We start from the raw sequence: 15,376 nt of genomic DNA, 5'->3' as shown, positions 1-15,376 counted from the left end.
GTACGCTGTACAATAAGGAAAACTCGTAAGTTCAATTTTGGCTATTTGCAATTTTGAACCGTTACGCGACACTCCATTAGGTTTGATTTTATCAGCCAAAAAGATTGCTACAAGCTTAGGAAACGCTATGCAAATAGTAATATTGAGCAGCGTTAGCAGTATAGCGTCTATCAAATTCATAGGTAATCATCTCCTGTGAAAAATAGGCGATTGCTGTTTTTAAGTGCAAACATAATATTATGTGTAGGATTGACCTTCAGTCCATCTATTGCTTGCACTCTATGTAAAATAACTTTAACATAAATTTTTGTAAATATAAACGTGGAATTCCTGGAATTATTATACACAGAAGAGAATGTGGATAATAAGGACGGTTATTGTAGCGGGATAACAAAATAAACTGGAAAAACAATTAATTTACAATATTTAGGTAAGGTGTTATGTCAAAAACCCAAACCGCGTCTTCTTTTTTATCTAACATCAGTGAGCAAGAACGTGAGGCATTAAAGCGGTTGGTAGATTACACAAAAGTGGAATCGCTACCAGAAGTTTGGCCTTTGGCATCTCAACGATTTGGTGATGTTGTTGCCCTCCGCAGTCCTCATGCCAAACCAGAAATTGTGATTACTTATACACAGTTAGCAGAGCAAATACAATTATTTGCTGCTGGGTTACAGGCGTTGGGAGTGAAGCTAGGCGATCGCATTTCCTTAATTTCTGACAACAGTCCCCGGTGGTTTATTGCCGATCAAGGCATAATGGCTGCTGGTGCAGTTGATGCGGTGCGTAGTTCGCAAGCGGAAAAAGAAGAATTGCTGTTTATCATCGCTAATAGCGGCAGTACAGCAATAGTAGTTGAGGATTTAAAGACACTTAAAAAACTACAAGACCGTCTCAACGATTTACCAATTCAGTTTGCGATCTTACTTTCGGATGAAGCACCACCAACGGGCGAAACTCTAAAGGTGCTGAATTTTGCACAGTTGATCGAAATTGGGAAAAATCATAATTTTGTGCCAGTTAAACAAAATCGTGATGCTTTGGCAACCCTAATTTATACCTCTGGCACTACAGGTAAACCCAAGGGTGTAATGCTGTCTTATAAAAATTTGATGCACCAAGTGATCACCTTTGGCACAGTATTACAACCAAATGCGGGCGACATTGTTCTCAGCATTCTACCTTCGTGGCATAGCTACGAGCGGACTGTTGAATATTACCTACTATCTCAAGGTTGCACGCAAGTTTATACCAACTTGCGTTCTGTGAAAGGAGACTTGAGACAATTTAAACCTAATTATATGGTGGGTGTACCCCGCCTGTGGGAATCGATTTATGAAGGAGTGCAAAAACAGTTCCGCGAACAACCAGCCAAAAAACAACGCCTAATTAACTTTTTGTTGGGCATTAGCGACAAATATATTAAAGCGCGGCGAGTTGCTCAGGGATTGGATTTAAATAATCTTCATGCTTCAGCCATCGAGCGATTAGCAGCTAAGATCCAAGCATTGGCTTTATTACCCCTCCACGCCTTGGGAGAACGACTAGTTTATGCCAAGGTGCGAGAAGCGACAGGAGGACACGTCAAGCAGATGATTAGCGGCGGCGGTGCGCTTCCCAGACACATCGATAACTTCTTTGAAATTATTGGTGTGCAGATTTTGCAAGGCTATGGCTTGACAGAAACTTCTCCTGTTACCCATGTACGCCGTCCTTGGCGAAATTTGATTGGTGCATCAGGATTACCACTCCCTGCTACAGAAGCTAAAATCGTAGATCCTGAGACAAAAGCGCCTTTGCCAATAGAGAAGCGAGGCTTAGTATTGTTGAGGGGCCCACAAATTATGCAAGGCTATTACCAAAATCCGGAAGCGACAGCGAAAGCAATTGATGCTGAAGGTTGGTTTGATAGCGGCGATTTGGGCTGGTTGACACCACAAAACGACTTAGTGCTGACTGGCAGATCAAAGGATACGATTGTATTGACTAACGGGGAAAACATCGAGCCACAGCCGATCGAAGACGCGTGTTTGCGATCGCCCTACATCGATCAAATTATGCTCGTCGGCCAAGATCAGCGCAGCCTGGGAGCCTTGATTGTCCCCAATGTCGAAGCCCTAGAAAAATGGGCGCAGAACGATCCGGCCACTTCTTCACCTAGTCAAAAAATTGACTTGGAGAGTAGAATGATCCAGGATTTATTTCGGCAAGAATTGAATCGAGAAGTGCAAAATCGTCCAGGCTATCGACCGGATGACCGCATTGGGACATTCAAACTCATTCTAGAACCGTTTTCTATCGAAAATGGTTTGATGACACAAACACTAAAAGTTCGCCGACATATCGTCACGGAACGTTATCGCGATATTATTGACGGCATGTTTGCCTGATAATTCCACCTCCCAACTGTAAAGAGTGAACGTGAAATATTTATGGATGTCTCCAAATCTAATTTGCTTCTGAAACGCGTCGTTAACGTCAAAGTTATTGTGACTCCCCTCTGGAAAGAGGAAGTACAACAGCAGTTACAAACCCAGATCAATCAACTCGATCAGCAACTGCAACAGCTAGATGTAGAAGGACAAAGAGCGATCGCAGCAATTCAAAAGCAGAGTCTGCAACCACCCGGGCCCCAGACCCTCCAACAGATTGACAATATCCAACTCCAAGTCAATCAAAAGAAAAGTGAATTTCTAGAACAAAAAAATCAGTTGCTGCAAAATCTCCAGCAAGTGCAGTTTCTCCAGCAAGATCAGGAAGTCAACCAATTCCAAATGGAAGGCTTTTTCCGGGTAGAGATAGGAGATAACCTGATTAGCAAAATGCAAGTTGAAATCGTTCTACGCGATGGCGTTGTAGAAGAAATTCGCGGCGACATTTAAATTTGTCATTTGTCATTTGTCCGTTGTCATTTGTTTTGTGACCAATGACTAATGACAAATGTGATTTAACTTAGTGCGGGAGAGGCTCCCAGCCGAACATTCTACCTGGGAGCCAGCCCAAACAATTTGCCAGACTGGAGGAGAACTAATAAATAGCGATCGCCCGAAGGCTGACATCTCAACTCGATATTTAACTGCACTAACTGCATCATCACCCCGCTTGAATTGGGTAATCGTCACTAAAGCCTGATTTCGTTGTGGATAAGCTACCTCTACCTTTCGCGTTCCTTCCACTGCTGGTATGCTGTCAAAGGCATTCAGAGCAAGGGTAGCAGGATCGCTTCCTTGGAGAGATGAGTTGATATTTTCTAAGGGTATAGTTTTATAGTTAGAGCGGTCTGGGTATGCCACAACCTCTTGAGATTGATGTATTGCTCTCACCTGCTGGGTTTGCCCATAACTAGTCTCAACAATCGGTGCAGATTGCTGGCGCTGGGTAATATATACTCCAGCGCCAGCAGTGGCAAAGATACCTAGTATCACAATCAAAATGAATTTTAGCTTTGCCGACATAAAAGTAAACAGGAATTTCAAATAGGTTTATTACCAATTTTGAATTCTAGATTGAACTGCATCCCATATCCTCTACCTGTGAGTAGCTCTTGTATCTTAAGCATCCGGTATGAGGAAGTATAAATAGCAATCCCATTTAATCTCTGAGAAACTCGTGCTGATTTTTGCAAGTCAACGATTAAAACGAGATCGAGATATTGGCTAACCCTTAAGGATTGCTCTGTATTATAGACATCCAATTCATATTTAGGTTCCTGGGGTTAAGAGTTAAGAGTTAGGAACTCTCCCAATACCAATTCCCAATCTAAAATATAAAATCTCCAGCCCAAAACTCTCCCGCCAAGATACAATTCGATCTGATGAAAGCTGTTAAAGTCCATAAACCATTGATTTCCAAACCACCCTATGAGCATTCATGAAGTATTTATGCCGGCGCTGAGTTCCACCATGACGGAAGGCAAAATCGTCTCCTGGGTGAAATCGCCAGGGGACAAAGTGGAAAAAGGAGAAACAGTGGTGGTTGTAGAGTCAGATAAAGCAGATATGGATGTAGAAACCTTTTATGAAGGCTTTCTTGCCCATATCATAGTTGAAGCTGGTGAAACTGCCCCGGTAGGATCTGCGATCGCCTTCATAGCCGAAACTGAAGCTGAAATTGAACAGGCGAAATCTCTTGCCAATTCCTCTGGCGTGGCTGCTACTACTACCTCTGCCCCTGAACCAATCCCCGCCACAGCCTCAGTTGCAACACCTGCCTTAGCGTCTCAAAACGGCTCTAATCACAAAGAAGGCAGACTTGTAGTTTCACCCCGTGCCCGCAAATTAGCCAAAGAACTCAAAGTTGATTTAACTACACTCCAAGGCAGTGGCCCCCACGGTCGTATTGTCGCTGAAGATGTAGAAGCATTGTCCAATAAGGGCAAACAACCCGCCACTGCCCCAGTTGCCCCACCAGCAGCTGTACCAACCAGCGCCCCAGTTGCATCCCCAGCAGCTCGCACACCAGCACCCGCGCCAGTGGTAGCTGCTGTTCCTGGTCAAATCGTACCTCTAACTACCTTCCAAAATGCCGTAGTGCGGAACATGGTAGCCACCATATCCGTGCCCGTCTTCCGTGTCGGTTATACAATTACCACTGACGGATTAGACAAACTTTATAAACAAATTAAATCCAAAGGCGTGACAATGACAGCGCTACTGGCGAAAGCTGTAGCAGTGACATTGCAAAAACACCCATTGTTAAATGCTAGCTATTCAGACCAGGGTATTGTTTATCATTCTGATATCAACATTTCCGTAGCCGTAGCGATGGATGATGGCGGATTAATTACACCTGTGTTGCAAAATGCAGATGCAGTGGATATTTATTCTCTATCGCGTACTTGGAAGTCTTTGGTAGAACGTGCCAGAGCAAAACAACTACAACCCCAAGAATACAACAGTGGTACTTTTACCCTATCTAATTTGGGGATGTTTGGCGTAGACAAATTTGATGCGATTTTGCCGCCTGGACAAGGTTCAATTTTAGCGATCGGGGCATCCCGTCCGCAAGTAGTAGCAACACCCGACGGTTTATTCGGCGTGCGGCAACAAATGCAGGTGAATATTACTTCTGACCACCGTATTATTTACGGTGCCCATGCTGCGGCGTTCTTGCAAGATTTAGCAAAATTGATTGAGACAAATCCTCAATCTTTGACAATGTAATTTTGAAAAGACACCAAATTTAAATGTTAGCGCTATGAGCGAACAGCCTTTCTCGTAGAGTAGCGCTAACAATAAACAACACGTAAACTTAAATTTTTATGAACAAATCATGTAGCGATATCACGTCTCTACATGAGTTTATGTCCAAACTGATATCACAGTGACATACGATAACACCCTGAAATATCTGGTTGAGCAGTATCCAGAAGATTTTATCCGCTACTTACTTGCATCTGAAGTAACGGACATCCAGATTCTCAAAACAGAATTAAATCAAGAACCAATTCGTGCCGATTCAGTAACCTTTTTGCAAACTGCCAATCAGATACTGCATTTAGAGTTTCAAACCTTACCAGCATCAACTCCACCCTTGCCACTGCGGATGTTGGACTATTGGGTGCGGCTATATCGACAATACAATTGTGATATCGAGCAGGTAGTGATTTTCCTTAAACCCACAACTTCAGAAGCTGTATTTGTAGATCAATTTACTGCCCGCAATACTACCCACCGTTATCGCGTCATCCGAATTTGGGAACAAGATCCAGAGCCTTTATTGTTATCTCCTGGTTTGTTACCTCTGGCAACTTTGGCGCGAACAGATTCTCCTCAAAGCTTACTTCAACAGGTAGCAGTTCAGGTGAGTATGATTGAAGAAGCAGCCACTAAGCAGAGTATCTCGGTATGTACCCAACTTCTAGCAGGGTTGGTATTCGAGCCAGAACTCATTCGTCAGTTTTTGAGGAGAGAAGATATGAGAGAATCTGCCATTTATCAAGAAATTCTCCAAGAAGGGCTCCAAGAAGGGAGACAACGAGGCATTGAACAGGGTATTGAACAAGGCATTGAACAAGGAAGACAATCAGAACTGAGGCTAGTGATACGTCTATTAACTCGTCGGCTTGGTTCAATTAATTCTCAATTACAATCCCAGTTGCAAGAGTTGTCCTTAGCTCAGTTAGAAAACTTGGGTGAAGTCTTACTAGATTTTGCTAGTGAGGCTGATTTAATGAATTGGCTAAATACAATAGAAAATTAGAGTTTGCTCTCAACCTTTCTACCAGTTACAAAAAAGTCAGATTTTCATACCAAGCATCTTGCTCTGTTGTTTCTGCTTCAATTTTTTGACGATACTCTGCTTTTAATTCTGCCATTTGCTCTGATGAAACCTGTAACAAGGGATTTTCTCTAGGATGAAACCATCCTCCATTCCATTCTTTAGCTTGCTCTAGATTGCAGTAGAAACCTAGTTGTTGGGTCTTCACTTGAATATTTTGAAAACCAGCTTCTGCATTTAAAAAAGAAAAAAGGTGGGACTACCCACCCGACAAATTTATCCTTTAACACAAAGAACTTGCTTTAGTGTTGCTACAACTTCAACTAAATCTGCTTGATTTGCCATAACTTGTTCTATCGGCTTATAAGCACCAGGAATTTCATCTAACACACCCTCATCTTTGCGGCATTCTACACCATTTGTTTGCTCTATCAAATCATCAAGTGTGTAGACATTTTTTGCCTTATTTCTAGACATCAAACGCCCCGCGCCGTGGGAACAAGAACAGAAGCTGTGAGCATTACCTTTACCCTTAACAATGAAAGACTTTGCCCCCATCGAACCAGGAATAATCCCATAATCTTCAGTCTGAGCCCGGACTGCACCCTTACGAGTAACGTATACATCCTCGTCAAAATGCACTTCTTTTTCGGCGTAATTGTGATGACAATTAACTTGCAATAAAGGTTTAGTTGCTTTCCCGCCTACCAGATGTTTTTCAACTATGTGCTTAAAACGCGCCATCATCACATCGCGGTTGACACGCGCATAGTTTTGTGACCATTGCAAATCATGCCAATATGCCTGGAATTCTGGCGTACCAGCGACAAAGTGAGCCAAATCAGGGTCAGGTAATTTATTACCTGCCATTTTTGCTAATTCTCTGGCTGTGTGAATATGACACTGGGCGAGTTTATTGCCGATGTTACGCGAACCAGAATGCAGCATCAGCCAAACTTGATTCTCTGTATCAAGGCACACTTCAATAAAGTGATTTCCTCCACCAAGAGAACCCATCTGTTTCATTGCTTTACCTTGTAGGTCTTGCACACCTCGATGCAAGTCTTTAAAATCATCCCAGTGTTGCCAGTTACTGACGGATTTTTCAACGTCTTTATTTTCGTTGAATCCAGTCGGAATTGCTGCTTCAATATCCAAGCGGATTTTCTTCAGTTTTCCTTCTAGTTGTTCGGCGGTAAATGCTGTTTTGATCGCGCTCATACCGCAGTTATGAACAAATACTCCGGCTTTTAGGGCGAAATTATGGTACTCCGGTACTGTTAGACAGTAAACATCCTCTGTGTAATTTAGTAGATTTACTGCTACAACCTTGTGATTGCATTGATGTTTTTTTCTGCGGTGATTGTGGAGTCCAATTGGAGTTTTGACATCTACACCACAAATCTCACAGGTATAGTATCTGTTAGCAATCTCTTGAGACTTTTCTCTCCCTTTTTCACTCTTGTTATATTCAACTAGATATTGTTTACCCCGATTACCATTACCTGCGACTGCATTTTTAAAATGCTCTGGTTGCTGTTCCATGTATTGAAGGATATTCCTAGTTCCCCGTTCAGCATAGTATTGGTATCCTTCTGGAGTTTTTGCTTTTTGAGCAAGGGAAGCAACTCTTTTTTCTTCAAATTCGGCAGAATGCCAGTGTTGGTTACGCTCCACTAGAGAGCGGTGGTAAGCAGAATGATCGCGATTACCCATGAATTGAAGATTTTCTGGTCGATTATCAGATTCATCGAAATTCTGATGATGAATAACTGTTTTCTGTCCCTCAAATCTAGGAACTTTGCCGAGTAACCCAGACCTGGCAATAATCCAGTGTGCTTTTTGCCATCTGCTGGAGTATGGCTGAGTAATCAGGGTGTAGCCATCTTTGTCAGTCTTGGAGTAAAAGGGCATTAAGGAAGTCTCTGCTTGAAGTAACTGAGCTTCTTTATAGGTTCCGTCTCGAAGCATGAATTGGTGATCGGGAGTACAAATAATTTCTTCACCGTTATCCAGAATCACTTTCACGAGTGGAGCATTTCGTCTAGTCAACTTAGCAGTTGCTTGAGCCGCAACGATTTTTCCTGTTGGCGTACAAGCATAAACAATAAACTCTGTACCCCAATCCATTAGGTCTTTAATACGATAAGATTTACCATCCGCTAGAGGAATTAAGGTATCTCCTATGAAGCAACCAATATCTACACCGACAGCAGCAGGGATAATTGCCTCTTTGGTTGCAATTACAGAACCAACTAAAGCACCTTTACCTAAGTGGACATCTGGCATTAAGGCCACGTGCTTAAACACAAATGGTAATGATGCCACATTTTTTGCCATCTTGGTTTCTTCTGGGCCCAAAGAGTGATTTGCCCAAGATAAAACGGGTGCTGGTGTGGTAATTTCTAACTTTTCGTAGGGCATAATTTATTCTATTTTGAATTTTAAATTTTAGATTTTGGATTAGGTCTATGGTAGTGATAATTTATCTAGTAATTTTTAGGGTTTGTAGTAAGCACTAAATTCATTACTACTAATTTGCTTACCCATAAATTTAAACTTGACATACTACTTAGTTGTAGCAATTTAAATGTTTATTGTCTTTCATTTAACTCGTTCGGTCTTCATAAAGCTGAAAAACTACTTTTAGGGAGTAACATCATTGTAATACAAATGTAATCCATGTATTTATAAACGTCAAGTCCATACCAGAGAGAGAAAACAGATGTTTCCTAGATATATTAAAATTTGTAAAGAAAATTACTCTGTTTAAATCAGCTTTTAAAGTTCTGACACAATATGGCAGTGCGTCAAGATACAATCTGGGAACGTTTTTTATCTCCTGTAGTGCGTCTTTTGATTGATGAAGACGGGTTACAGCGTTACGCTGATAGTATTGACTGGGAGAAAGAATGCGATCGCTTCCGGCGAGATGATGTCATAATTCCCTCGTACTACAGCAGTCAAAACTTTCACGGGATTACAGGCGGCTATCTCACTTACAATGCAGCAGTTACTTACGATCCGATTACTCAATACGTTCTACCGCCTAATGAAGGTATTGTCCGTCAAGCTTTGGTTGATGCCGTCAAGGTAAAACCACGACGCATACTTGACTTAGGTTGTGGCACAGGTTCCACTACTTTAATGTTAAAACGGGCTTTTCCCGAAGCGGAAGTTATTGGTTTGGATTTATCACCCTATATGCTGGTAAGGGCAGAAGATAAAGCTAGAAATGCTGGTTTAGAGATAGTCTGGCGACACGGAAATGCGGAAAAAACCAGTTTCAGAGATGCAACATTTGACTTAGTGACAGCTTCTTTGCTATTCCACGAAACTCCAAATGAGGTGTCCTTAGCAATTTTGCAGGAAAGCTTTCGGTTGCTAGTAACTGGAGGGCAAGTACTAATTCTAGATGGAAATCAAAAGACTCTGCGGCAGCTAGAATGGCTTAATGATGTTTTTGAAGAGCCATATATTCGTGAGTATGCTGCTGGTAGTACAGAGGCGAATATGGGTGCGGCCGGATTTGAAGCCGTGCGATCGCAGGATGTATGGTGGATAAATCAGGTAACTGGCGGCGTTAAACCGATCGCAACTGAAAATGTCCGTCGTTATACTCCCACATCAGTAGATAATAATGATTTGGAGGGACTTGGATCTCCCGCATTTGGCATAATCGCATGAGTTTAAAGGCAGTTCTCTTTGATTTCAATGGTGTCATCATTAACGATGAGCCAATCCACCTACAACTGATCGACGAGATTCTCATTGAAGAAAATCTCCAACCCCAAAAGGTGAGTGAGCGTCAAGCTTCTCTTGGACGCAGCGATCGCGCTTGTTTTCAGCAACTACTCGCTAATCGTGGTAGAGTCGCTAACGAAAACTACTTAACTCAGTTGTTGTACCGCAAAGCCCAAGCTTATACGGTGGAGTTAGAGAAAATAGAGAAACTGCCTTTATATCCAGGTGTTGAAGACTTAATATATCAGGTGCGATCGCGGAATTTGAAATTAGGATTAGTCAGTGGCGCTCTTCGCCAAGAAATAGAGTTGGTACTCCATCGTGCCAAACTAGACAAACATTTTAAAATTATCGTTGCAGGCGATGACATAACCACCAGTAAACCAGAACCCGATGGTTATTTACTGGCAGTAAAATGCCTAAATAAAGAATATCCTGAATTAAACCTTCAACCACAAGAGTGTCTGGCAATTGAAGATACCCCCGCAGGTATTGCCGCAGCGAAGCGATCGCAGATGCAAGTTGTGGGTGTAGCGAACACTTACCCATTCCACATGCTTCAACGCTGCTGTAATTGGACTGTTGATTATCTCAGTGATTTAGAACTAGAACGCGTGCAGAAGATTTATTCTCAAAAAGAGCCTCAGCCATCGGCAACTGAATGTTAGAATACTCTATGGTGATAGTCTATTGAGTTAATGAGTAATATTACTCTTGACTTAGCAACGATTCAGGGGAATTAGCTCAGTTGGTAGAGCGCTGCGATCGCACCGCAGAGGCCATCGGTTCAAATCCGTTATTCTCCATTTGTGTCCATTAAATAATTATTGTCAGTTTTAAAGAATTAGTGTTTGGTAAGATACAACCGCCGATGTTGGGGTAACTTAATTGACGCTCCCTATCCTGTAGAGGGATGAGATACTACGGTAATTTAAGATAAAGTCGTCGAAATAGTGTAAATGGAAGCAAGATCGATATCAACCTGCTTCACTCAATTCGCAATGCCGAATATATATATTTTGTTTGCCGAACCACTTAGATTACCATCAAACCATTGTGATAAAGCGGGTTGAAGCATAGAGAAAATTGTTATCGAAAAAGACGTTTATTGTTTGAGGAAACCTCCTATGAAAGCGGATTACCTAATTGTAGGCAGTGGTTTATCAGCATTGGTCTTTGGCGCTTTGATGGCAAACTCAGGTAAGACCGTGCAAATACTCGAAGCTCATGAGCATCCGGGCGGCTTTGGTCACACGTTTACGATGGCGAAAAAATACACGTTTAATGCCCAATTCCATTATGTTTGGGATTGCGGTGAAGGACAAACGGTTAATCGGGTACTCAAGAAATTAGGCTTGGATGGGGAAGTTACTTTTGAACGGTACGACCCGGATGGTTTTGACCACATGCGAATGCCGGGGTATGCGTTAGATATGCCTTCGGAACCAGAGGAACTGATCCAGCGATTATCAAAGCTGTTTCCTGAATATAGCGTTGGCGGAGCCTCTCGATCAGAGAATCGCATTCGCCAATTTGTTAACGATGTTGAAAAAACGAGTGCAGGTTTGAAAAGACTCGCTCCTCCAGTTAAGCCAATTGAACTGCTCAAGCATACAAGTGAAGTGTTTTGTACTGTCCAATATCTCAACAGCACACTTCAGGATGTATTCGATAAATTTCAGCTACCCCAAGCCGTCCAAACCCTATTAGCTCTGCAATGGCCTGATTTTTTGCTGCCTCCAAATCAACTCTCGTTTTATGCCTGGGTCGCTTTATTCAAGGGCTATCAAGCAGGTGCATTTTACCCAACCCAGCATTTTGAGCATGTTATCAATTCGTTAGTCAAAGTGATTGAATCAAATGGAGGGCAGGTACTACTAAACCATGAAGTCACGAATTTTAGAGTCATAGACAAAACGGTTACGGGCGTTGAAGCGATGGATTTAAACACCCATCAAACTCACGAATTTACAGGCCACACCGTGATTTGTAACATTGACCCCAAAAAAGCCGCCAAAATGATTGGTGAGTCAAAGTTCTCTAAAACCGTGCGCCGAAAACTCAACTATGAGTATTCTGCATCCAACTACATGGCTTATTGCGTCGTCAAAGACCTCGACCTGCGAGACTATGGATTTGGCAAGTGGAATGTTTTCCACACTGGTCATCAGGATTTGAATGAAGCCTTTTCTCAGATGTATGAACACAATGATTTTTCCAATCCTAGCTTTGCCATAACAACGCCGACTTTATTGACACAAGCGAGTCGGGATTGTCCAGAGGATTGTCAGATTGTCGAATTCCTTACCGTTGCTAATTACGACTACTTTAAGCAATTACGACAAAGCGAACGTAAAGCTTACAACCACAAGAAGCAAGAAATCCTCGATTCTATCCTGGATGTCGTGGAAAAAGAATATGTACCGAATTTTAGAAAGCATCTAGTCTTTCATATTACCGGTAGCCCCACCACCAATGAACGTTATTGCTGGTGTCCCAACGGGAATTCCTACGGTTCTAGCCTCACACCGCGCAACATGGGTTTGGGACGCTTGAATCACGAAACCTCACTCAAGCATTTCTATTTCTGCAATGCTTCATCAGGCTATCCGGGCTTTGCTCCCACATTCTGGACTGGGGCATTGCTGTATCAGCGATTATCTGGTGACGTACTTTTAGGCAATAGCTAAACAGAGAACTCGCAGATATTATTCATATTCAACAACTGAGAGGTCAGTTATGAGAATTGCAATTATCGGTGGTGGAGGCAGTGGTATGGCTACAGCTTACCTACTTGATAAACAAGGGCATCATGTCACCGTGTTTGAACGGCAGCCGATGTTAGGGGGACATATTCGGACACTTAACAAGAATGTTCAGCCTAACCAATCTGATTGCAATGAAATGTTGGAAAGTGGAGTGCTAGAATTTCCTACTGTATTTCACAACTTCATTGCTCTTATGCAAGAGCTAGGAGTGGAACTAGAACCCATCCGTGTCGGTTCAGCTTTATTCCCCAAAAATGGTATTCCCTTTTTCTCAAAGGTCACGAATGAGAACAACTATACAGGCATCCAACGCCTCATTGAATATCTGCGGTTCGATACCATCCATACCCGTTCCCTTGGATTATGGCTAAAAACGCGATTTGCCCAGATGGAAGATTTTTGCGATCGCCCACTGTCTCAATATGTAAACAACCAAAGTATAAGCAATACCTGGCTAAAGTTGCTGACGATGTATAGCTACTCAATGCCCTTTGAACTCATTGATAACTTTCCCGCAGAGATGGGAATTCCGATGTTACGCGACTACCTCGCAGTCAAATGGCTCAGGATTAAAGGCGGTGTATATTCCTATATTGAAAAAATTCTGGAACGATTTAAAGGGGAAGTTTTGTTGAATGTGGGGATTGTTAATATTTCTAGAAGTGCAGATGGTGTGAAAATCCAGCGATCTGCCTCTGGCGGCAGCGCTTCGCTATCGCACGGTGATATCCAGGAGTTTGATAAAGTCGTGTTTGCCACGCCACCCGACCAAGTGATGGCTCTGTTAGCTGACCCAACCGAGGCTGAAATTAAACGCTTCTCAAATTGGAAAGCCAATTATGCAACCACTACAATTCATACTGATACTTCCATGTATGATCATCATCACATCCACCACCCCTCGGAATTTGATTTCTTCCAGACAGATACTCGATGGGGATATAACAGTTACTTGAATCAGCTTTGTGGCATCTCATCGCCACAGAATTATTTTTTATCGTTTCAACTAGAAAGGATGATTGATCCTGCTCACATTATTCACACTCAAGAACATCACACGCCGTTGTATACCACTGAATCTTTTCGATATCGAGACGAAGTAGTTGCCACCAATGGAGAGAACAACACTTACTATGCGGGAGCTTATCTAGGAGATGGATTGCATGAAGGAGCGATCGCATCTGCCTTTCGAGTTGCTCAACTCATCGGTTCACCCTTAGCTGTCTCCATTTCTGGATTCAACGACGGAAACCCAGACACAGTAAATATAGCGACGGATACGGCAGGCATGGGAAAATATTTAACTCATCCCCGTTCCCATCGGTCTTGAGATTGTAATTCTAAACCAATACGCTTGGGTTAAGGGCCACTGGCAAAAATTTTGGGTTTTTGAGACGCGATAAATCGCCGTCTCTACAAGTGTTTTGGTTTTATCTGAACTGTATTGAGTTATGTAATATTGACTACTGCGATCGTTTCTATGGTTTAAAAAAGAACAAACTTATGGTTCTGTTGAATAATTTCATTCAATGCAGCCATATCAATTAAAAATGCGTCATGTCCGTGGGTTGACTTTAACCACGATAGTTGAGCATTAGGAATTAAATTTGCTAATTCTTGTTGTTCTACTGGTGGATAGAGAATATCAGAATCAATGGCGACAACTAGAGTTGGTTGCTGGATGCTCCCCAGAACAGATTCATAATCTGATAAATTAGGAGCTGTGCGATCGCGTGCAATATCGTGGTCATCCATTGCATGGGTGAGGGTAATATAAGTATTGGCATCAAATCGTTCTGTCAGCTTTTGACCTTGATGCTGTAAGTAACTGGCTATAGCAAACTTCTCAGAGGGATCATACTGCCGTCCAAAGCGGGTTGTAAAACTATCCCAAGAACGGTAAGTAGACATCGCCATCATTCTCGCCACTGCTAGTCCTTGGTTGGGAGGCGCATCCAGGGTGTAGTTTCCTCTTTGCCAATTTGGATCGGCATAAATTGCCTGTCTTTGGGCTTCACTTAATCCAATACACCAAGCGGAATGTCTGCCAGAAACAGCGATAGGTGCAATACCTTTCACCTTGTCGGGATATAATAATGCCCACTCCAGTGATTGCATTCCACCGAGCGAACCACCAATTACGAACCGCAGAGATTGAACACCCAGATATTCTAGTAGTACAGCTTGTAGGCGAACCATATCTCGGATTGTAATTTTAGGGAAGGATACACCATAAGGCTTTCTGGTTGTTGGGTTGATAGTAGTTGGCCCTGTTGTACCGTAACAACTTCCCAAAATGTTGCTGCACACAATAAAATTGCGATCGGGATTGAAGGCTTTTCCTGAACCAAACAAAGGTTCCCACCAATCATCAGCATCAGCCGAACCAGTTAAGGCATGACAAATTAGTACCCCATTATCGCCTTGAGCATTTAACTCTCCCCAGCTGCGATAAGCAATCTGAACCCCAATTAATACTTCGCCGCTTTCAAGTTGAAATGGCTCTGTAAGCTGGTAAAACTGGGTTTGTGGTGAGATGAAATCTGAGTAGATCATATCTAGAAGTTGGGAGATGGGAGCAGGGGAGCAGGGGAGGCAGGGGGGCAGGGGGAGCAGGGGGAGAAGAATCAATACTCAATGCCCAA

The 15,376-nt window shown here is 42.6% G+C and carries 11 protein-coding genes, 1 tRNA gene and 2 pseudogenes; 9 read left to right on the top strand and 5 right to left on the bottom strand.

Annotated elements, in window-relative coordinates; all coding sequences use genetic code 11:
- The first annotated feature begins 440 nt into the window (after positions 1–440).
- Positions 441–2,390, top strand: a complete 1,950-nt coding sequence (locus tag FD724_RS09200) for a long-chain fatty acid--CoA ligase (RefSeq protein WP_179072397.1) — start codon at positions 441–443, stop codon at positions 2,388–2,390.
- A gap of 42 nt (positions 2,391–2,432) precedes the next feature.
- Complete coding sequence (locus FD724_RS09195) at positions 2,433–2,882, top strand: YlqD family protein (RefSeq protein ID WP_012412623.1); 450 nt, start codon at positions 2,433–2,435, stop codon at positions 2,880–2,882.
- 48 nt (positions 2,883–2,930) lie between these two features.
- Here FD724_RS09195 and FD724_RS09190 read toward each other — a convergent pair whose 3' ends face one another.
- Complete coding sequence (locus FD724_RS09190) at positions 2,931–3,455, bottom strand: hypothetical protein (protein WP_012412624.1); 525 nt, start codon at positions 3,453–3,455, stop codon at positions 2,931–2,933.
- Between the two features lie 405 nt (positions 3,456–3,860).
- On the opposite strand from FD724_RS09190, the gene FD724_RS09185 reads away from it, so the two are divergent.
- Together FD724_RS09185 and FD724_RS09180 are read left to right on the top strand one after the other, a co-directional pair.
- Positions 3,861–5,162, top strand: coding sequence for a dihydrolipoamide acetyltransferase family protein (locus FD724_RS09185; protein WP_179072396.1), 1,302 nt, complete (start codon positions 3,861–3,863; stop codon positions 5,160–5,162).
- 160 nt (positions 5,163–5,322) lie between these two features.
- Positions 5,323–6,201, top strand: coding sequence for an Rpn family recombination-promoting nuclease/putative transposase (locus FD724_RS09180; protein WP_179072395.1), 879 nt, complete (start codon positions 5,323–5,325; stop codon positions 6,199–6,201).
- A 25-nt stretch (positions 6,202–6,226) separates the two neighbouring features.
- On the opposite strand, the gene FD724_RS09175 is transcribed toward FD724_RS09180, so the two are convergent.
- The 3 genes and pseudogenes from FD724_RS09175 to FD724_RS42010 all read right to left on the bottom strand — a co-directional run.
- Positions 6,227–6,427 carry a hypothetical protein gene (locus FD724_RS09175; RefSeq protein WP_256874498.1) on the bottom strand — a complete coding sequence of 67 codons (201 nt, stop codon included), beginning with the start codon at positions 6,425–6,427 and terminating at the stop codon, positions 6,227–6,229.
- A 68-nt stretch (positions 6,428–6,495) separates the two neighbouring features.
- Positions 6,496–7,446: pseudogene (locus FD724_RS42015) on the bottom strand (RtcB family protein); the annotation flags it as partial.
- Positions 7,432–8,643, bottom strand: a pseudogene (locus FD724_RS42010) (RtcB family protein); the annotation flags it as partial. The pseudogenes FD724_RS42010 and FD724_RS42015, both read right to left, overlap by 15 nt.
- Before the next feature lie 375 nt (positions 8,644–9,018).
- Here FD724_RS42010 and FD724_RS09165 point away from each other — a divergent pair.
- The 5 genes from FD724_RS09165 to FD724_RS09145 all read left to right on the top strand — a co-directional run bounded on the left by FD724_RS09165 (position 9,019) and on the right by FD724_RS09145 (position 14,061).
- Entirely contained in the window at positions 9,019–9,906 is an 888-nt protein-coding gene (locus tag FD724_RS09165) for a class I SAM-dependent methyltransferase (protein ID WP_114083986.1), read from the top strand.
- Positions 9,903–10,631, top strand: a complete 729-nt coding sequence (locus FD724_RS09160) for an HAD family phosphatase (RefSeq protein ID WP_179072393.1) — start codon at positions 9,903–9,905, stop codon at positions 10,629–10,631. The genes FD724_RS09165 and FD724_RS09160 overlap by 4 nt, the downstream gene beginning before the upstream one ends.
- 65 nt (positions 10,632–10,696) lie before the next feature.
- Positions 10,697–10,769 (top strand) — tRNA-Ala (locus FD724_RS09155).
- Between the two features lie 321 nt (positions 10,770–11,090).
- Positions 11,091–12,653 carry an NAD(P)/FAD-dependent oxidoreductase gene (locus tag FD724_RS09150; RefSeq protein WP_179072392.1) on the top strand — a complete coding sequence of 521 codons (1,563 nt, stop codon included), beginning with the start codon at positions 11,091–11,093 and terminating at the stop codon, positions 12,651–12,653.
- Between the two features lie 49 nt (positions 12,654–12,702).
- Entirely contained in the window at positions 12,703–14,061 is a 1,359-nt protein-coding gene (locus tag FD724_RS09145; protein WP_179072391.1) for an FAD-dependent oxidoreductase, read from the top strand.
- Positions 14,062–14,216: 155 nt separating this feature from the next.
- On the opposite strand, the gene metX is transcribed toward FD724_RS09145, so the two are convergent.
- Positions 14,217–15,287, bottom strand: coding sequence for a homoserine O-acetyltransferase (gene metX, locus FD724_RS09140; protein ID WP_179072390.1), 1,071 nt, complete (start codon positions 15,285–15,287; stop codon positions 14,217–14,219).
- Positions 15,288–15,376 lie beyond the last annotated feature (89 nt).

The organism is Nostoc sp. C057, assembly GCF_013393925.1.
Lineage (GTDB): Bacteria > Cyanobacteriota > Cyanobacteriia > Cyanobacteriales > Nostocaceae > Nostoc > Nostoc muscorum_A.
Note: the sequence above shows the minus strand (reverse complement) of the source record. Positions and strands in the feature narration are given on the sequence as shown.